Consider the following 20,174-nt stretch of genomic DNA (forward strand, 5'->3'; position numbering starts at 1 on the left):
AGGAGGTAATGTTATTGAATCCATTAATGGAAGGGACCTTTCCAGAAGAAGTTGTTACAAAAGGCTTGGAATACTGGGCTAAAACAGCGGGAGAGAAAACATTTCTATACTACGGGGAAGATGAGAAACGTATTTCGTATCAACAATTTCACCAATTGACGAATAGCATTGGCCATTCTCTTATGGACCAAGGCATTCAAAAAGGTGACCGTATTTCTGTTTTTTTAAATAATCCATATATTACGATCATGGTTATGTTCGGAATTTGGAAATGTGGAGCAGTATTCAGTCCCATCAATTTTAATTACCGCGGCAAACTATTAAGCTATCAGTTAAACGATACGAAGCCCAAATTGTTGATAACGGAACGGTCAAAGGTGCCTGTATTAAATGAAATATCCTTAGAAGCCGGCGGGATCTGCACCGTGATTCATAACCCTAAAGAAGGAGATCATGATTATTCAGCGGAACTTGCAGCGCTGCCCCTGCACCCAAATTATCAGGAAATCCCACTTGATCTTTTCCTACAGGGTGAAAATAGTAACCTGGATGTAGAAATAAACTATTGGGATACGGCTAATATTATTTATACTTCCGGAACCACTGGACCAGCTAAAGGTGTGGTTCAATCACATCGCTGGATTAATGGCTACACAGCTGGAAGCAGGCAGATGATGTCATCAGAGGATGTCATCTATAATGACCTGCCACTTTACCATGTAGGTGGTGCCTTCTTTAATGTAGCAAAGGCAGTCTATGAGGGCTGCACCGTGGGACTATGGGATAAATTCAGCCCCCAACAGTTTTGGAACCGGATTCATAAGTGTAAAGCGACGATGGTTACACTGTTAGATGTAATGATTCCATGGCTGGTTAATCCTGAGCCAAGTGAAAACGATCGATCCAATACTTTAAATAAAGTCCATATGCAGCCACTTCCGCTCAATCATCACGAAGTTGCTCAAAGCTTTGGTTTTGATATTGTGACGGCTGGATTTGGCCAAACAGAAACAGGAAATCCGTTAATTAGTATTATTCTTGAAACGGAGGAAGGCGAAGGAACTCCACCATCTCTTTATAAAGGTCTATCCCGCCAGGAAATTATGGATCAATGTGAGCTTAACAATATTCCGATAATGGTTGGAAAACAAGTGAAGAAAAAAGGCTATATGGGAACGACACCATATTACTTTGATGCCGCCATTCTTGATGACAATGATGTAGAGGTTCCTAGTGGTGAAGTAGGGCAATTGGCCCTTCGTCCTCATTTACCGCATCTAATATTATCTGAATATTTTAATAAGCCAGAATCAACTGTCAAGTCTTTTCGTAATCTTTGGTTCCACACCGGGGATGCCGCCTACCTAGGGGAAGACGGAAAGTACTATTTCGTTGATCGGCTAGGTGGAGTCATTCGATGCCGGGGTGAGAAAATTTCTTCTTATCAGTTGGAGGATATTATCAATGGACATCCCGAGATCAATCTTACTGCAGCATTTCCGATACCGGCAGAAGTAGGGGATGAGGATGATGTGGCGGTATATGTAGTCAGGAATACAGGGTCTAGTTTAACTGAAGCACAATTACATGAATGGGTAAAAGATAAGATGCCCAAATACATGTGGCCCAAGCATGTTCGTTTTACAGATGAAATCCCACGTACACCAACAAATAAGGTAGAAAAATATAAATTGCAGCAGCAATTAATGGCTGAGTTACGTTTAAGGGTTCCCCAATAGGTGTTATCTGAAAATAACGGAGGATTCACTAACCCTTTTCGTATTCTGCTTATTAGTTTGGGAGGTATAAATGAACTATGAAAGATCTTTTACAAAAAAGCTGGCCTAAAGAAGTCGATAAAACACTAACCTACCGCTTAGGGGAAAGACCATTACATGAATATGTCATGCAGAATGCCATCGATACGCCCCAAAAAAAAGCCTATTCATTTTATGGCAGAGATGTGTCATGGCAGGAACTCAATGAATCAATTGGCAGATTCGCGCAATTTTTGGCGAGTAAAGGGGTAGAAAAAGGGGACCGAATCGCTTTATTTATGCAAAACTGTCCTCAATACATTATCGCTCATTACGGAATACAGCGCTTGGGGGGAATCGTCGTCCCGTTAAACCCGATGTATAAAGAATCAGAGCTCGAGTACTTAATTAATGAGGCAAGCGTGAAAGCTGTTGTAGCAGGCGAAGAACTGCAAGCTTTAATTGGAGCGGTTCGTCCGAAGACTGCTTCGGTCGAATTTGTCGTGACGACTAATTATGCTGATTATCTCCCAGAAAACACCACTTTGCCAATACCGGATGAACTAAGTTTGAAAAAGCAGCATACGGAGCATACTTTTGATTTTATACAGGTGCTTCATGACCATGAACCATATGCAAATCAAGTAAAAATTGACTTGTGGAATGATATTGGGTTGATGGTTTTTACATCTGGAACAACAGGCAGACCAAAAGCAGCCATGTTGCCGTATGGCAGTGCACTGTTTAAAACAGCTGCCACTATCCATGCAAATCAATTTGATTTGGAGGGTCGTTACTTGACAGTCGCCCCGTTGTGTCATATTGCAGGTATGGTAATGGGTGTGAATATACCTGTCTATAGCGGCGCGGAGTGCAACATTTTAACGCGTTTCGACCCCACTGCAATCGTAGAGGCGATTGAAAAATATCAAATAACGAATTGGTATAGTATTGCACCAATGAATGTGGCGATTTTAAATTTACCGGGAATTGAAAACAGAGATTTATCTTCTTTAAAAAGAAACTCTTCTACGAGTTTTGGAATTCCCGTTACTGAACAATTAGCGAATCAATGGAAGGAACTAACGAAAGGCTGCATTATGCATGAAGCGTCCTATGGCTTAAGTGAGACACATACATGCGATACGTTTATGCCGCTCAATCGAATCAAGTGGGGAAGCTGCGGAATTCCAACCTTTAATACAGAGTTAAAAATAGTAGATTTTGAAACAGGGAAACCGGTTGGACCTGGTGAAAAGGGTGAAATTGTTCTAAAAAACCCGGGAGTTTTTAAAGGATATCTAGATAGACCTGACGCTACGGCAGAAACACTTCGAGACGGCTGGGTTCACACCGGTGATATCGGCAGCCTGGATGAGGATGGCTATTTATATTTTCACGGCCGGATCAAAGAAATGATTAAAAGTTCAGGCTATAGTGTGTTCCCAGAAGATGTGGAAGCATTGCTAAATGAACATCCAGGCATCCAGCAAAGTGCTGTAATTGGGGTCCCGGATCCAATTAGAGGTGAGAGTGTTAAGGCCTTCATTGTGTTAAAACCTGAATATGCAGGCAAGATTTCCGAGAATGAAATGATTCGTTGGGCAAATGAAAAAATGGCTGCTTACAAGTATCCGAGATTTGTAGAATTCCTCGATGCGCTGCCGGCAACAAGCTCAGGTAAAGTGTTAAGGAGGCTTCTGAAAGAACCGCAAGCAAAGGACGTGAAAAAGTGATTGATCAAGAAAAGAGTTTGGTTAAAGAAGCAGTAGATGACTTATTGCGAAGAAAAGAACGAGCCAAGTTAAATGGTGGAGATGCGAAAATTAGGCGCCAGCATGAGGCCGGTTTTTATACAGCCAGAGAAAGGATTGACCTGCTAGTTGATCCTGACTCGTTTTTAGAAATCGGGATGCATAATCATTCTGACATGGTTGGATCGGAAGAGAAAAGCGCCGGTGATGGGCTAATCGCTGGAATTGCAAAAGTGGATGGGAGACCCATTGTCGTTCAAGCTGGTGATAAAACCGTATTTGCGGGAACGGAAGGCGCTGTTCATATGCGGAAAGCCGTTTCCATCCATCAATATGCACTAAAACGCGGGCTGCCCATGTTTTACCTGCATGAAGGCGGCGGTCTAAGAATGCCGGATGGTATGGGATCAGATGGAATTAGCGATAAACTTTTTCCAAATGAGATGTTAACCCATGGCAGACAGGTTCCGTCTATTACTAGTATTCTCGGTAATAGCTTTGGAGGTCCAACCTGGACGGCTGTATCATCTGATTTTGTCTCACAGTTAAAAGGGACCTGCATGGCTGTTGCCGGACCAAGAATGATTGAAATGGCGACCGGACAGCAAGTCTCTACCGAAGAGCTAGGCGGCTGGAAAGTCCATGCCACTCAAACCGGGCAAGTGGATGCTTTTGGTGATACGGAGGAAGAATGTATTGCGCAAATGAAGGATTACTTTAGTTACATGCCGCTAAACGGAACAGAGGAGCCGCCGTATAAAGAAATGGGAGATGACCCTTACCGTAGGGTAGACCGGGTTTTGGATATTTTGCCAAATAAAATGAACCGCGCTTATGATATGAAGAAAATCATTACTGAAATCGTCGATAACCGGCAGTTTTTTGAATATAAGGCGCTTTATGGTCCGGCACTCATAACTGTTTTTGCCAGAATGAATGGAAGAACGGTTGGTGTCATTGCCAATCAGCCAATAAAATATGCCGGGGCATCTGGCGTACAGGAATGTGAAAAGGCAACTGATTTTATCTGTCTATGTGACTCCTTTCATATTCCAATGATTTTCCTTCATGATACCCCTGGTTTCCGGATTAGTAATGAAGCTGAGAAAATGAAGATTCCTTCAAAAATTATGGTATGGAATCAAGCGCTCGCTCAATCAACGGTTCCAAAAATTTCGGTGGTTATTCGAAAAAGTGTCGGAGCAGCTTATGGAAACATGTGTGGTCCCACCATGGGAGCAGATTTTGTTGTGGCATGGCCAACAGCAGAAATCAATTTTACCGGGCCGGAAGTTGGAATCAATGTCGTCTATGGCCGCCAGCTGCAAGGGCTGGATAATGCCAAAGAAGTCCGTCAAGAGCTTCTTGAAAAGTGGGCATTTGATAGTTCCCCCTATAAAGCGGCAGCTAAACATCTCATTGATGATGTGATTGATCCGCGGGAAACACGGAAATTCCTTTGTAAAACGTTAGAATTTGCCATGATAAAAAATGGATCGAAAAGTGAACGGAGATTAGCGAATTGGCCTACGGGATTTTAATAGATGAAATGAGGAAATAAATAAAAATATGAAGGAGGAAAAGGAATGTCTAAAAGAGATGCAGTAATCGTGTCAGCGGTAAGGACCCCGATTGGAAGGCAAGGGGGAGCATTGGCTAGTCTGAATGCTTATGAGTTTGGTGCAGGGGTAATCAGAGAAGCATTAAGTCGAGCAGGTGTAAACGCCAATCAAGTGGAGGATGTTATTTTTGGAAATGTGCTAAGCGGTGGCGGTAACATTGCTAGATTAACCGCATTACAAACAGGTCTTTCCCTTGAAATTCCGGGATTAACCATTGATCGCCAATGCGGTTCAGGTATCAATGCTGTGAATTTAGCGGCGCAAGCCATAAAATCCGGAGCAGGAGATATTTACGTAGCAGGTGGAACTGAAAGTATGAGTCGAGCGCCCTATTTAATGGACCGTCCAACAAAAGCCTATAGTCCAGTGCCGCCAAGATTCCGCTCGGCCCAACTATCACCGAAGGAAATTGGTGATCCGCCGATGGGAATCACGGCCGAAAATCTTGTGAAAAAATATAACATTTCTAGAGAAGAACAGGATGCATATTCACTTAGAAGCCAACAAAGAATGGCAGCAGCTATGGAACAGGAATTCTTTAAACAACAAATTGTGCCAATTGATATTCCAGTAAGAAAAGGAGCGCCAATCACTTTCACAGTGGATGAGCATCCAAGACCAAATACTACATTGGAAGGTTTAGCAAAACTGCCACCCGCCTTTTTGGAAGGTGGAACGGTTACAGCTGGAAGCAGTTCAGGACTTAATGATGCGGCCAGTGCTTTAGTGTTGATGTCCCGTGAAAAAGCTTCTGAATTAGGTTTGAAGCCGCTTGCCGTTGTCCGTGACTATGCCGTAAGTGGTGTAGATCCAAACATTATGGGAATTGGTCCAGTCCCAGCAACTAGAAAGCTATTAAAACGCGCAGGTTTAAGATTGGATGATATTGACATTGTAGAATTAAACGAAGCATTTGCCTCTCAAGTCATTGCCTGCAATCGAGAGCTGGAAATCCCGGAAGAAAAACTAAATGGAAACGGCGGGGCAATTGCCCATGGTCACCCACTGGGAGCAACAGGAGCCATCCTACTAACGAAAGCCATCTACGAATTACAAAGAACCAATAAACACACGGCAATTATTACGGCCTGCATTGGCGGCGGGCAAGGAATTGCAACGCTGATTGAACGAGAAGGATAAGAAACAATAGTGTATGTCAACTTGTTGATGACTGAAATACAGTCCATATACTAACCAGTTAGTATTCGAAAGGGGAGAAGATAGTGGATATTAAGGAAGTAAAGCATATTGCTGTACTTGGTGCAGGATCCATGGGACATCAGATTGCCATGTTATGTGTACTAGGCGGTTTTTCAGCCACCATCTATGATATCGATGAAAAAGCTTTGGATAAAGCAAAAGAAAATCTAAATTTCCAGATGGGAAAGTGGATACAAAAAGGAAAAGTTAGTAAAGATGGCTTAGAGGAAGCCTTTGGACGGTTGTCTTTTACTACTAGTTTAATAGAGGCAGTGGACAATACAGATTTTGTGATTGAAGCCGTTGTCGAAAAGCTTGATGTAAAGCGTGAACTTTTTACTGCTGTGGACAGACTGGCTCCATCTCATGCCATTTTGGCATCCAATAGCTCCACGATTGCCAGCTCAAAAATTGCTTTTGTCACGTCCAGACCGGATAAAGTGTGTAATATGCATTTCTTTTTTCCTGCTTTAGTAATGGATTGTGTAGAAGTTGTGATGAGTGATACTACATCTGATGAAACGGCTAATATCGCATTGGCTGTTTGTAAAAAAATTAATCGAACTGGGGTATTATTGCGTAAAGAAACATGGGGCTTTGTTGCTAATCGTTTGTTATTCGCTCTAAACAATGAGGCACTTAGGCTATACGAGGAAGGAATTTGTGATTATAAAGACATAGATATCATTGTGAGGAAGTCACTAAACCATCCATTAGGCCCTTTTGAACTAATGGATCTATCGGGTATCGATGTTGGCTATTTTGCACTATTAGAAAAATATAAAGAAACTGGAAAAATCGATGATAAACCTCCAGCGAGTTTGGAAGAAAAAGTGTCCGCAGGAACCCTGGGCAGGAAGACTGGCAAGGGTTGGTATATATATGAAGAATCAGGGGTGAAAGTAAAATGAAAAATCAATTAGTAAAGCTGGAAAAAAATGAACATATTGCGATTGTAACGATTGATAATCCACCCTTAAACGTGTTGAGCAGTCAGGTAACGAACCAGTTAAGGGGTATTTTCGATGAAATAGCCCATGATAACGAAATTATTGTGGTGATTTTGACTGGTACCGGGAGCAGGGCTTTTATGGCGGGGGCGGATATTAAAGAATTCCCCCAATCTATTGGTAAAAAAGGTATGAAAGACACCATCTTGGAGCAACACGCCGTCTTTAATCAAATTGATTTCCTGCCTAAACCGACAATTGCTGTCTTAAATGGACTGACCTTTGGCGGCGGATGTGAGCTTGCCATCACTTGTGATATCCGTATTGCAGAAGAGCATGTTCAAATCGGCTTGCCGGAAATAAAATTAGGAATCTTTCCAGGCGGCGGCGGTACCCAGCGCCTGCCTAGAATTGTAGGTGAAGCTAAAGCAAAGGAACTTATGTTTGTAGGAGATCCTATAACGGCTCACGAAGCTGAAAAATTGGGATTAGTAAATCATGTTGTTGGAACTGGTGAAGGAATGAAAGTAGCTTTGACGATGGCTAAGAAAATCAGCGGATATTCCCTTCAAGCGCTATCCCGGATTAAGAAAGCGGTAGATGAAGGAACAAACATGGAATTTCAAGCTGGGGTTGAAAGAGAAGCCGAGCTGTTTGCAGAAGTCTTTTTAACAGAAGATGTAAAAGAAGGGGTTTTGGCATTTATTGAAAAAAGAAAGCCAATTTTTGCCCATAAATAGTCAATGAAATGGAGGGCTGGGAAGTTTAAGAAAATTGCTAATCCGGAGAAATTGCTGTTCGTGTTTTCAAATAATTACCAAAGTAAAAAACAGAAATCTGCCTTAGGAGGAAGTTTAGATGAAAAGTTGGATTGTTAATCAATTGGGAGACCCTAAAGATGTTTTAGAATTGAAGGAATTAACTGTTCCTACCATTGAAAAGGGGAAACTATTAATTCAAGTCGATGCTTCCTCCCTTAATTTTTTTGATATTTTACTTTGTCAAGGAAAATATCAGGAGAAGCCGCCGACTCCCTTTACCCCCGGTGCCGAGATTTCCGGGATTGTCCGTGCAGTCGAAGAAGGAAGCAAATTTAAAGTAGGTCAGCGTGTAGTTGCAACTCCAGCATTACCTAACGGTGGCTTAGCTGAATGGGTAAGTGTTTCGGAAGAGTCCGTTTATGCCATCTCAGAGTCGATGTCCTCAAGTGATGCTGCTTCCATGTTTATTACCTATCAAACTTCTTACTATGCGCTATATCACCGTGCAAATATTCAAAAGGGGGAAGTTCTATTAGTCCATGCAGGAGCTGGCGGAGTGGGCTCAGCTGCCATTCAGCTTGGCAAGGCAAGAGGAGCAAAAATTATTGCAACCGCTGGCAGCCCTGAAAAGGTTCAATTATGTAAAGACCTTGGAGCGGATATCGCCATTGATTATCAAACTGAAAACTTTGTTGACATTGTGAAAAAAGAAACTAATGGTCGTGGAGCCGATGTCATTTATGATCCTGTCGGAGGCGATGTTTTTGACCAATCAAGAAAATGTATCGCTTTTGATGGACGTCTATTGGTCATCGGATTTGCAAGCGGTCGAATTCCAGATGCTCCAGTTAATCATGCGTTGATTAAAAACTATTCCATTGTCGGAGTCCATTGGGGGTTGTTCCGCAGATTGAATCCGGAAAAGGTGATTGAAATCCACGAAGATCTAATGGGGCTCTATGAACAAGGGTTGATTAAACCATTAATTTATCGAGAGTATGGTTTTAACGAAGTCCCTACGGCATTAGAGGTGTTGGCAGATCGTCAAACATATGGAAAATTAGTTGCTTTGCCTTAGGGAAATAAATAATTAGGGGATGAAAAGGATGAATTTTTCTTATTCAGAAAAAGTAGTAACACTGCAGAAAAAGGTCATTAATTTTATGGAGGAGTATGTTTATCCAAACGAAAAGGTATATCAGGAACAGTTGAAGCAACAGAAAACTCGCTGGTCTGATATTCCGCCAATTATGGATGAACTTAAAGAGAAGGCAAAAGAAAATGGATTATGGAATTTGTTCTTACCAGAAAGTGAATATGGGGCAGGCTTAACCAATCTTGAGTATGCCCCTCTTTGTGAAATCATGGGCCGATCTGTGATTGGACCGGAAGTATTTAATTGTAATGCACCAGATACAGGAAACATGGAAGTACTTGTCCGCTATGGGACAGAAATCCAAAAAAAACAATGGCTTGAGCCCCTTCTAGCAGGTGAGATTCGTTCATGCTTTTCCATGACTGAGCCAGATGTAGCTTCGAGTGATGCAACCAATATTAACACTAGTATTAGAAGAGATGGCGATGAATTTGTCATCAATGGAAGGAAATGGTGGTCTTCAGGTGCAGGTGATCCGCGGTGCAAGATTGCAATTGTAATGGGGAAAAATGATCCAACCGCCCCTTCGTATGAACAGCAGTCGATGATTCTTGTTCCGTTAGACACACCAGGAGTTAAGATCGAACGATTACTACCTGTGTTTGGTTATGATGATGCACCACATGGCCATGCGGAAATCGTATATGAAAATGTACGGGTGCCTGCTGAAAATATATTATGGGAAGAAGGCAAAGGATTCGCAATTGCTCAAGGACGACTTGGGCCTGGACGGATTCATCACTGTATGAGATTAATTGGTCTAGCTGAACGTGCGTTGGAGGACTTATCAAAGCGAGTTCTTAGTCGAACTGCTTTTGGAAAAAAAATAGCTGAACAAGGTGTTGTTCAAGAGTGGATTGCAGATTCACGAATTGAAATAGAACAAGCGCGTTTATTGACATTAAAAGCAGCCTATAAGATGGACACAGTTGGAAATAAGGAAGCAAAAACAGAAATTGCCATGATTAAAGTGGTTGCGCCAAATATGGCTCTGCGTGTGCTTGACCGGGCCATTCAAGCTTTTGGTGCAGCTGGTGTAAGTGACGATTTCAATCTTGCCTATCATTGGGCGAACGCTCGTACGTTAAGGCTTGCAGATGGTCCCGATGAAGTTCATCGACGCCAAATTGCTAAATTAGAACTACGAAAATATCAATCAGCAGATCTTGCTGCAATCCATTAATCAACAAATTTGAAACAGTTTAATGAATAAAATTGAAAACGGGGTGATAATATGCGTTTAGAGAATAAAGTAGCCATTATTACTGGAGGCGGAGGAGGCATTGGGAGAGCAACTGCTGTCAGATTTGCTAAGGAAGGTGCTCAGATCCTGGTAGCTGATTTTAGAGAAGAAGCGGGTATCAAAACTGTTCAATTAATTAAGGAAATTGGCGGTGAAGCGGAGTTTGTTCGTGTGGATATGACCAAACCAGAAGAAGTGAAGCATATGATCCAAAAAGCGATTGATCTTTTTGGGAAACTTGACATCTTCATAAACAACGCTGGTGTAAAAAGTGATGAGAAAAAAATACCGGATGTTTCGCTTGAAGAATGGCAGGAAGTTTTCGATATCAACACTACCGGTGTGTTTCTAGGAATGAAATATTCAATTCCAAAGATGGACTCAGGAGGAACCATCGTAAACACAGCTAGCATTGCAGGTATTAAAGGCCAAAAGCTAGTTGCCGCCTATTCCGCTTCTAAGAGCAGTGTCATCGCGCTTACAAAGACTGCTGCAACAGAATTTGGTAAAAAGAATATTCGTGTGAATGCAATTGCTCCTGGAATTATTGATACCGATATGGTGGAAGAGTGGAAAAAAACAAAAAAATGGCAAGTTTTATCTAAAGCTAATGCATTAAATCGAATCGGTCAGCCTGGGGAAATTGCTAATACGATTTTATTCCTTGCTTCCGATGAATCTTCCTTTATTACAGGAGAAACAATTGTAGTTGATGGCGGTACACTTAATCTATAGTAACTCTCCATTTATTGATATTTAATTTTTTTGATACCTTCCTATTTAATACTTAGGAAGGTGCATTTTTATTTGCTGATAGAGAAACCAATGATATGGAATCTTCAATTCTCTTTAACCAGTACTTTAAACTTGTGAATTTTCAAACCATTAGCTGCACACCATTTCGCTTGGGTCTGTCCACATGCCCTAAAAACAGCAAACCGCCGTTCCCATTCCTTTCTTAGTTCAGTTTTGGACATTAAAAAAACTTCTCTATTAATTGTTTCTTGATGAGAATATATCATAGACATCGTAATTTAACGAGATGGGGGCAGTTTGACGCTCACTTTTTAAATAAAGGAAAAAGCCGGGAATGTCTTCCCGGCTTTGTTTCCTTATTGCGTAGAATTGTATAACCTTGTTGTTTACAATCTCTGTCGCTTCGGTAAAGAAAATGTGGCCGGCACCTGGAACAGTAAAAAGCTCAGCCCCTTGAATATTTTTAGCAAAGTTTTCCCCATTTCTATAAGGAACCAATTCATCAGCATCACCATGGATTACTAGGGTTGGGATTTTAATATCACCTAATTCGTTTGAGGTATCATGGCAAGACATGCTTGAAGTTGTGATAAATAACAGTGTGATGGGGTTACAATTTCAATTCGTTTTTCAATATCTTCCTAGAATAATTCCGGATGTGCATGAATAAAAGCCTGACTATAAACAATGGGGGCAGCCGCCCATGCATTTTCTTCAGGGGTGCCAGTTAGAGCAGCTCGTGCCACCATTAATTCAGATATTTCAGGAGAAGGTTGTATATGGGGAGTCCCACCTGCTGTGGAACAGCCCAATACTAATGAACGAATCCGATCTGGATAAGCAAATGCCAATCGTTGGGCAATCATTCCACCCATGGAAATACCAAAAACATGTGCAGATTCATTGTTAGAAAAGAACGAAATATTTTTGGTTTCCATTTTTTATACTTTGAACTCTTTTGAAAAAATAATAAAAATAAAGGGAATTTTACCATATTTGGAGAATTATATAGTGTGAACGATTCGATAAAGAATCATACATAAAATTTGATTTAAAAAGTAATCAACTCTTTTTTTTCTAAAAAACACATGACAAAGCAGCGCTTTCAATTCTATCGAACGGAGAGGGAGTACCAAATGACAATTGAATATACGGATGAGAATATTTCCATGTCTGAGAATACGAAGCTTGATCGTGTGAATAAATCCGATATTGACACCATCCTAGTTTCCATTTTTCAATCAAGTTACGATGGTATTTACGTTGCAGACAGTGATGGTGTGGGAGTTATGGTTAACTCCGCTTACTCAAGAATTACTGGTGTAGAAAGCCAAGAGCTACTTGGAAAGAACATGATGACTGTGGTAAAAGAAGGGCTAGTTTCAGAATCTGTTACGATAAAGGTTTTAGAGGAAAAAACGGCTCAAACGATTATTCAAACCGTTCGAGGCAAGGAATTATTAGTAACAGGTAATCCTGTATTTGACCTTAACGGGAAAATTACCTATGTTGTAACAAACGTAAGGGATATATCTGATTTAAATTATATGAAAACTGAGCTGCTGCACTCAAAAAGATTGACGGAACAGTATATCTATGAAATTGAAGAATTAAAAAAGAGAGAATTAATACATATGCATCTTGATGGAATTATCGGTCAAAGCCAAGAAATAATGAAGGTTTTTCATCTTGCAAGGAAGGTAGCTAAGGTTAATTCAACTGTCCTTATTTTAGGAGAGTCTGGAGTAGGGAAAGAAGTGATTGTGAATTATCTCCATCAAGAAAGTGATCGGGCAAATAAACCATTGATTAAAGTGAATTGTGGTGCCATACCAAAACACTTGCTGGAATCTGAATTATTTGGCTATGAAAAGGGCGCGTTTACTGGCGCTGATAGTCAGGGAAAGCCCGGTTTGTTTGAACAAGCGGACGGGGGGACTATATTTCTAGATGAAATTGGCGACATGCCAATCGATCTTCAGGTGAAATTATTAAGGGTTCTCCAAGAATTTGAAATCATGCGGGTTGGCGGAAGAAAAAGCTTTAAAATTGATGTAAGGGTCATTTCAGCGACACATATGAATTTAGAAGAAATGGTAGATAAAAATGATTTTAGAAGGGATCTTTATTACCGGCTGAATATAGTTCCTATAAAGGTGCCCCCCTTAAGAGAAAGGATAGCAGATATTGTTCCACTTGCCTTCTATTTTTTAAATAAAACTAATAAAAAGAATAAGTTAAATAAAAGGTTTCATCATGAAATCATTCATTTTTTCGAAGAATATCGCTGGCCAGGGAATATTAGAGAGTTAGAAAATTTAATCGAAAGATTAGTAGTAACAACAGACAATGAGGAAATAGAGATGCAAGATTTACCAGCTAGTATGTTACAAGGAAAACCTCGTAAAAAGACAGAAACGGGGAAATTAAAGGAAATTATTGCGAATGTTGAGCGAAAGCTAATCAAAGAGCAAATGGAAAAATCAAAAACCACACGCCAAGCTGCAAAAGAATTAGGGATTAGCCAATCAGCCCTGGTAAAAAAAATGCAGAAATTAGGTTTTTGATGAAAAAAGGAATCAAAAGTCAACGTTCAATCGTTGGCTTTTTTCAGTACACTTAATTAGAAACTGAAGAATTATCAATATATTAATGTTGATAAAGGAAGAAATATCTGTATTTTTGTAACAATATGTCGAATTATTTTTTATTTTCTCATAATACGGAAAGTTGGCACAATATTTGCATTAATAATAAATAGCACGACCACAAATAAAAGAAGATGAAGGGGAATGAAGGGAATGAATTTACCAACATTTGATTTAAAAGGCAAGGTTGCCCTCGTTACAGGAGGAAGTAAAGGGATTGGATTTAGCATGGCTCAGGCATTAGGGCGTTATGGTGCCACGCTTGTTATTTCCAGCCGAGGAGTTGAAGAAGGGGAAAAGGCTGTTGCCCAGTTAAAGGAAGAAGATATTGAAGCAGCCTATATTCCTTGTGATGTGACGAAAAAGGATCAGGTGGAACTGCTAGTCAATCGAATTGTTGATCAATTCGGCTCGCTTGATATCTTAGTGAACAACGCAGGAATGAATATCCGTAAGCTGTTAGTTGATGTAGAAGAAAGCGATTGGGATCAAGTTTTAACGGTCAATTTAAAAGGACTTTTTCTAGTGGGACAAGCTTGTGCCAAACAAATGATCAAACAAAATTATGGAAAGATCATCAACATCTCATCCATTTTAGGAACAATTGGAATGCCATTCCAGACATCCTATGCGGCTAGTAAAGGAGGCATTAACCAAGTAACAAAAGTTTGGGCTGAAGAGTTAGCCCCCTATAATATCACCGTTAATGCTATTGGACCAGGTTACATAAAAACACCAATGACCAATGATTGGTTATCTAATCCTGAACGGGCTGAGAAAATAATCAATGCCAGCATGATCAAAAGAATTGGAGAAACATCGGATCTTGTGGGACCGGTAGTTTTCTTTGCCTCTGATACATCAGCATATGTTACTGGCCAAATATTAAATGTTGATGGCGGCTGTACTGCTCGTTAAGGGAATGATTAGGAGGTTAATGAATGAATATCATCAATGAAGTCCACTTTAATCGTGAAGTAAAAGTCTTCGAGAATCGGCCTGAGAACCTGCCCGCGATGTTGAAAGAGACTGCCCAAAAGTATTCATCACATGAGGCGCTTGTGATGAATGGAAGTCGCTTAACGTATAAAGATATGCACGAAAAAGTGGAGCAGATTGCCGGTAATTTACAGAACTCCCTGTGTGTAAAAAAGGGAGATCGTGTTGCACTTTTATTAGGAAATAGTATTGAATTTTGTCTACTCGTTTTTGCTTGTGCTAAATTAGGGGCGATTGTGGTGCCTTTAAATACTAGACTAAGAGAAAATGAACTTTCATTTATGATTCAACAATCTGGCACCAAGATCTTGGTTGTGGATGATGAATTTTTAGAGAAGGTCGAAAGCATGAGAGATCTTGATTCCATCTTAAATGTTCAATACTTTTTCTTAGTGGGGAATAAAACACCAAACAGAAAAGATTATTTGCCTTTTGAAATCTTAGAACAACCATCTTCAGTTGCGGATGTTCATGTAACGGAAGAAGATCCATTATTTATTATGTATACATCTGGAACAACTGGACTTCCAAAAGGGGCGGTTGGCAGTCATTTAGGAGCGATTCACAGTGCAATCAATTATGAATACGTGTTAAAGACAAATGACGAATCTAGAACCTTAATCGCTGTTCCTCTCTTTCATGTTACAGGCTTAATTGGCCAGCTTTTTCACATGGTTAAGGTGGGGGGGACATCCGTTATTATGAGGAGGTATAAGACAGAAGAATACATCCGATTAACAGTGGAAGAAAATGTATCCTTTTTGTTTAATGTTCCAACCATCTACATTATGATGATGGCACATTCAGATTTCTCATTATACAGCTATTCAAAAGTAAATTGTATCGCATACGGCGGTGCTCCGATGTCATCGGAAACGATTTATAAATTGAAAAAGTATTTTCCGAATTCGTTCTTGCATAATGCATATGGAGCTACTGAGACCTCCTCTCCTGCAACCATTATGCCGCAAAACTTTAATGAGTCAAAGGTAGCTTCCGTTGGACTCTCTGTTCCTGTTGGTGAAATGAGAGTTGTAAATGATTTGGATGAACCATGTAAACCTGGTGAAGTGGGTGAATTATTAATTAAAGGACCCATGATCGTTGAAGGTTATTGGAACAATGAGGTTGCCAACCAAACGTCATTTCATAATGAATTTTGGCGCTCCGGCGACTTAGCAAAAATAGATGAAGATGGTTTTGTTTATATTGTCGATCGAAAAAAAGACTTAATTAATCGTGGCGGTGAAAAGATATTTTCAATTGAGGTCGAGAATGTTCTTTATAATCATCCAAAGGTATTAGAAGTGGCCGTCGTAGGAGTTCCAGATCCTCTCTTTGGGGAAATTGTCAAAGCGGTGATTGTCCCAAAGGCCAACGCAACCATTGAGAGCCAAGAAATAAGAGACTTTGTTGCAGAAAGATTAGCAAATTATAAAGTTCCGAAACTAGTAGAATTTATATCCGAACTGCCTCGTAATGCGGCGGGGAAAATAATAAAGAATGAGCTGAAGAATTTACAGAACAACTAATTTTTTATAAAAGAGAGGAAGAGATGCAATGTCTACAATTGTGAAAAAGGCATGGGGCTACCGATATGCTGTTTTAGTTATTCTTTGGTTAGTCTATATTATTAATTATTTTGATCGGATGGCGGTCTTAACCTTCCTGCCATTCATACAGAAGGATTTAAACTTAACCCCTGTGGAAGTAGGGCAGCTAGCATCTGTGTTTTTCTTTGCCTATGCCGCCGCGCAAATTAGCGCTGGTTTCCTGGCTGATAAATTTGGTGCCAAGAAGGTTATGTATGTTGCCATTACAGTCTTTACCTTTGTTACCGCTGTAACGGGAATGGTGAAAACCTTCGGACAGTTTTTGGCACTTCGAATCGGATTAGGGCTTGGAGAAGGACACCATTTTGCCCCGGCCATTCGGGCAATAAATAACTGGTTCCCTCATAAAGAAAGAGGAAGGGCCGTTTCGTTTTTCGCAACATCATGGGCGGTTGCCCCGGCAATCGTGCCGGTTATCGTTACAAGTATCTCTATTTATTTTTTCAGTGGTAATTGGAGACCGGTTTTCTATGTTCTTGCTATACCGGGAGCGATTGGGATTTTCTTACTATGGCGTTTTATAGCAGATTCTCCAAAAGAAATGATTGCGAAAGGAAAATTGAGCAAGGATCAGGATATTGATGGGGATAACGATTCTTCTGTTAGAAAGCTTTCGAAAGAAGAGAAAAGAAAAAGCTACGGGGTTTTCATGAAGGATGTTAATTTTTATGTTTTTACCTTGTGTCTATTTTGCCAATTAGCTGTTTATTGGGGAACAACGACCTGGTTAACTTCCTTTTTGGTTACACAGCATGGGTTAAATCTTAAGGAAATGGGCTTGTTCGCATCTGCACCATATATCGTTGCTTTCTTCGCTATGATGCTCGGGGGATGGTTGATGGATAACGTTCTTCATCGAATGAAGCCTGTTGCTTTGATTGGTTATATATGCAGTATTCCTGTGCTATGGATGCTTGGTGCAGTTGAAAAAGGTAATACGGGTCTATTACTTACACTCCTATTGCTTGTTGGTTTCTTTGTTAACTTAAACTTTGGCTCCATTTATGCTTATCTGCCTAAATTATATCCAAAGGAAGTTGTTGGAAGTGCAACAGGATTAGCGAATGGAATTGGTCAAATGGGTGCATTTGTTTCTCCTCTAGTTGCAGGCTATTTAGTAAAAGTAGGGGCAAATGGAGCACAAGATTTTAGCAGAGTTTTCATCTTCTTTGCCATCGTTTCGGCAGTAGCGGCAGTTTGTGCCATCATTTTGAAGGAAAATAAGGCAAATAATGTAAGTGTAAAATTGATTAACAATGAGAAATCAATTAGTTAGGTTTTTCTAAGAAATATTACGATATGTAATGAGATTGATCAATTTAGGACGAAGTTCCTTACGTAAGGGATTCGTTAATAAACATGGAGGTATACAAACAATGGCAGAAATAAAACAAATCCAAAAAAATGAAACCTATTTAGAACTTTTATGGGATCAAACCTTTCAACAAGTCGATTCTTGGGTTCAACAAGCACAATTTCACGAGGACATACTCCTTCAATTTACAAACAATTTTGCAGAAAATGTGAAACGAAATCAAAAAAATAGCAAAGAACTTAGGGAAAATTTTTTGGAAAAAGTTCGTGAGTGGGAAAAAGCATCTCGAGAAGAGCTTCTGACAACAACGACAGCTTTGAAAAACTTATTCCCAACAAAATCATACGAAGAAATAAACCAACAACTTGATGATATTCAAAACAAAACAGCAGAAATTACATTTACTCCCTTTAATAATCTAGATAATAGTGATCAAGTAGATAAGCTTGTCCGTGCATTAGAGCAATATGTTGAATTTAGACGAAACAATCGAATTCTGTTTGTGAAAAATGTAAAGGAAACAGCTTCCATTATTCGGGAAAACCAAAGTGTATTATTGGAATTAATGACTAAGCAAGTGAAAAATATTTTCTTTCCTTTTCACCAAATATATAACGTTCAGAGCAATTATTTAAAATCGAAATTCAATCAGCAGGGGGATTAACATGGCAGATCAACGTACTTTTGATCCATATGAACCATTTAAAAAGTTTAATGATCTATGGGAAAAGCAAGCAAATGAAATGATTCACTCATGGACAAACAATCGTGAATTTGTTGAATTTTCAAAAGTGAGTTCAGATATTCAATCACGTTACTTGGAAATGTTTAAAAAAGGTCATGAATTATTTGCCAATCAGTTAAATTTACCTACTAAAAACGATGTGGCTAATGTAGCGAAATTATCGATTCAAACGGAAGAAAAGCTTGATACACTGGAAGAACAAATCTGGAATTTACAAGCTTCGATGGATACCTCAAATAAAGAGATTTATAGCCTTGTAGAGGTTTCACGTGAGATTAGTAAGCTAACCAAACAACTTAGAACGGAGCAAGTGAAATACAAAAAGGAATTAGAAAAAGTAAGCGAGTTATATTCTGAAATCCAAGAAATAAAAAGTGAGTTAGCACAAAATTTTGACTTAAAAGAGGAGATTGCCGCTCTTAAAAGGCAGGTAGATGAAAATCTAGGCAAACATAAGAAACACGAACGGGAATTTGAACTGGCAGCTGCAGCTAAGTAGTCGGAGGAGGAGCAGGATTGACCACAGATACTGAAATGAAAACCTCTTTTGATTTTGAAAAAGAGTTGACGCGTTGGAATGAATTTTTCAAAACCATTAATGGGCCAGAACTTAGTACGGAGCTTACCCCAAGACAATTAATTTGGAAAAAAAATAAGGCAACATTATGGCATTATTCTGCTGTTGAAAGGAAATATGATGTACCAATATTTTTTGTTTATTCCCTATTTAATCGGCCCAATATTTTAGATTTTGCACCAGGTTCCAGTGTCATTGAGGGATTAGTAAACAGTGGGTATGATGTGTATTTATTAGATTGGGGAATTGCTGGATACGAGGATAAAGATATTAATCTTGAAGATTATATTGTCGACTATATTAAAAAAAGTGTTCAACGTGTATTACGGCATTCGGCTGCCGATGAGGTGTCGGTGGTCGGATATTGCCTTGGCGGTACACTAGCAGCGATGTATGCTTCAATTGCCGATGAACCAATTAAGAATCTTGTTGTCGCGACGGTTCCTATTGATTTTAGCGTGGCTGCCATTCCGGACAAATTGGCGAATGGAATAAAAGAAGGTGCCTTTAATATAGAACGTTTCGTAGGTGTTTACGGAATCATTCCACCCAGTTACGTTGAGGCCATGTTTAGGTCTGTCACTTCACCAGTTTATAACAGTCCATATGTAACACTTTTAACCCGTGCGAATGACAAGCGGTTTGTGGAAAAATGGCGTCGTATGAACAATTGGACAAAAGGCCATGTGCCATTAACAGGTGGCGCTTTACAACAAATAAATAATGACCTTTTTAAAGAAAATAAACTTGTAAAAGGGGAATTCACCATTCGCGGCGTAAAAGCAGATTTAAGAAATATTCAGGCAAACCTAATGGTGGTCAGCTCGAAGAACGATAACCTTATACCTGAAGAGCAAAGCCTGCCATTGATGGATTTAGTTTCAAGTAAAGATAAAACCTATCAACTAGTGGAGGCAGGTCACGTCTCTTTAGCGATATCAGGAAAATTATCCGGTATCTTAGATCAATGGCTTTGTGCGCGTTCAAGGAAAAATTAGGTAACCATTGAAGCTGTCTATGTCATTAAAATAAGACATAGGCAGCTTCAGATTATATATTAAAAAAGGTGGGATTTAAC

At 39.8% G+C, this 20,174-nt stretch carries 19 protein-coding genes; 16 read left to right on the forward strand and 3 right to left on the reverse strand.

From position 1 onward, the window contains the following. Positions 1-8 precede the first annotated feature (8 nt). The 9 genes from BABA_RS03775 to BABA_RS03815 all read left to right on the forward strand — a co-directional run bounded on the left by BABA_RS03775 (position 9) and on the right by BABA_RS03815 (position 11,178). Positions 9-1,739 carry an AMP-binding protein gene (locus BABA_RS03775; protein ID WP_051185995.1) on the forward strand — a complete coding sequence of 577 codons (1,731 nt, stop codon included), beginning with the start codon at positions 9-11 and terminating at the stop codon, positions 1,737-1,739. 77 nt (positions 1,740-1,816) lie between these two features. Next, positions 1,817-3,493, forward strand: coding sequence for an AMP-binding protein (locus BABA_RS03780; RefSeq protein WP_007083806.1), 1,677 nt, complete (start codon positions 1,817-1,819; stop codon positions 3,491-3,493). Further along, positions 3,490-5,052 (forward strand): acyl-CoA carboxylase subunit beta, encoded by a 1,563-nt coding sequence (locus BABA_RS03785; RefSeq protein WP_007083807.1) that lies wholly within the window; start codon positions 3,490-3,492, stop codon positions 5,050-5,052. Before BABA_RS03780 ends, BABA_RS03785 begins: the two co-directional genes overlap by 4 nt. Positions 5,053-5,097: 45 nt before the next feature. Next, positions 5,098-6,273 carry a thiolase family protein gene (locus tag BABA_RS03790; RefSeq protein ID WP_007083808.1) on the forward strand — a complete coding sequence of 392 codons (1,176 nt, stop codon included), beginning with the start codon at positions 5,098-5,100 and terminating at the stop codon, positions 6,271-6,273. A gap of 83 nt (positions 6,274-6,356) precedes the next feature. Continuing rightward, complete coding sequence (locus BABA_RS03795; protein ID WP_007083809.1) at positions 6,357-7,244, forward strand: 3-hydroxyacyl-CoA dehydrogenase family protein; 888 nt, start codon at positions 6,357-6,359, stop codon at positions 7,242-7,244. Further along, entirely contained in the window at positions 7,241-8,023 is a 783-nt protein-coding gene (locus BABA_RS03800) for an enoyl-CoA hydratase (RefSeq protein ID WP_007083810.1), read from the forward strand. Before BABA_RS03795 ends, BABA_RS03800 begins: the two co-directional genes overlap by 4 nt. Before the next feature lie 118 nt (positions 8,024-8,141). Then, positions 8,142-9,122: an NADPH:quinone oxidoreductase family protein gene (locus BABA_RS03805; RefSeq protein ID WP_007083811.1), complete on the forward strand. Its 981-nt coding sequence runs from the start codon at positions 8,142-8,144 to the stop codon at positions 9,120-9,122. A 28-nt stretch (positions 9,123-9,150) separates the two neighbouring features. Further along, positions 9,151-10,383 (forward strand): acyl-CoA dehydrogenase, encoded by a 1,233-nt coding sequence (locus tag BABA_RS03810; protein ID WP_007083812.1) that lies wholly within the window; start codon positions 9,151-9,153, stop codon positions 10,381-10,383. Positions 10,384-10,434: 51 nt separating this feature from the next. After that, positions 10,435-11,178: a glucose 1-dehydrogenase gene (locus BABA_RS03815; protein WP_007083813.1), complete on the forward strand. Its 744-nt coding sequence runs from the start codon at positions 10,435-10,437 to the stop codon at positions 11,176-11,178. A 104-nt stretch (positions 11,179-11,282) separates the two neighbouring features. Here BABA_RS03815 and tnpA read toward each other — a convergent pair whose 3' ends face one another. Genes tnpA through BABA_RS03830 form a run of 3 tightly spaced genes read right to left on the reverse strand, consistent with a single transcriptional unit; the run spans position 11,283 to position 12,137 of the window. Then, complete coding sequence (gene tnpA / locus BABA_RS28470; RefSeq protein ID WP_420805975.1) at positions 11,283-11,471, reverse strand: IS66 family insertion sequence element accessory protein TnpA; 189 nt, start codon at positions 11,469-11,471, stop codon at positions 11,283-11,285. Then, the gene (locus BABA_RS03825) at positions 11,437-11,805 is read right to left on the reverse strand and encodes an alpha/beta fold hydrolase (RefSeq protein WP_476703713.1); all 369 of its coding nucleotides are present in this window, start codon (positions 11,803-11,805) and stop codon (positions 11,437-11,439) included. Before BABA_RS03825 ends, tnpA begins: the two co-directional genes overlap by 35 nt. 35 nt (positions 11,806-11,840) lie before the next feature. Next, on the reverse strand, positions 11,841-12,137 hold the full coding sequence (locus BABA_RS03830; protein WP_007083816.1) for an alpha/beta hydrolase: 297 nt from the start codon (positions 12,135-12,137) through the stop codon (positions 11,841-11,843). A gap of 198 nt (positions 12,138-12,335) precedes the next feature. On the opposite strand from BABA_RS03830, the gene BABA_RS03835 reads away from it, so the two are divergent. From BABA_RS03835 to BABA_RS03865, 7 genes are all read left to right on the forward strand, one after another. Further along, a complete protein-coding gene (locus tag BABA_RS03835) occupies positions 12,336-13,766 on the forward strand; it encodes a sigma-54 interaction domain-containing protein (RefSeq protein ID WP_007083817.1) in 1,431 nt (476 codons plus the stop codon). Between the two features lie 234 nt (positions 13,767-14,000). Then, on the forward strand, positions 14,001-14,765 hold the full coding sequence (locus BABA_RS03840) for an SDR family NAD(P)-dependent oxidoreductase (RefSeq protein WP_007083818.1): 765 nt from the start codon (positions 14,001-14,003) through the stop codon (positions 14,763-14,765). Positions 14,766-14,788: 23 nt separating this feature from the next. Beyond that, entirely contained in the window at positions 14,789-16,378 is a 1,590-nt protein-coding gene (locus BABA_RS03845) for a class I adenylate-forming enzyme family protein (protein ID WP_007083819.1), read from the forward strand. A gap of 28 nt (positions 16,379-16,406) precedes the next feature. Further along, complete coding sequence (locus BABA_RS03850; protein ID WP_007083820.1) at positions 16,407-17,735, forward strand: MFS transporter; 1,329 nt, start codon at positions 16,407-16,409, stop codon at positions 17,733-17,735. A gap of 100 nt (positions 17,736-17,835) precedes the next feature. Further along, entirely contained in the window at positions 17,836-18,438 is a 603-nt protein-coding gene (locus tag BABA_RS03855; protein ID WP_007083821.1) for a hypothetical protein, read from the forward strand. Between the two features lies 1 nt (position 18,439). Then, positions 18,440-19,018: a hypothetical protein gene (locus tag BABA_RS03860; protein ID WP_007083822.1), complete on the forward strand. Its 579-nt coding sequence runs from the start codon at positions 18,440-18,442 to the stop codon at positions 19,016-19,018. Between the two features lie 17 nt (positions 19,019-19,035). After that, on the forward strand, positions 19,036-20,094 hold the full coding sequence (locus tag BABA_RS03865; protein ID WP_007083823.1) for an alpha/beta fold hydrolase: 1,059 nt from the start codon (positions 19,036-19,038) through the stop codon (positions 20,092-20,094). Positions 20,095-20,174 lie beyond the last annotated feature (80 nt).

This window comes from Neobacillus bataviensis LMG 21833 (assembly GCF_000307875.1).
In the GTDB taxonomy this organism is placed as follows: Bacteria; Bacillota; Bacilli; order Bacillales; family Cytobacillaceae; genus Neobacillus; species Neobacillus bataviensis.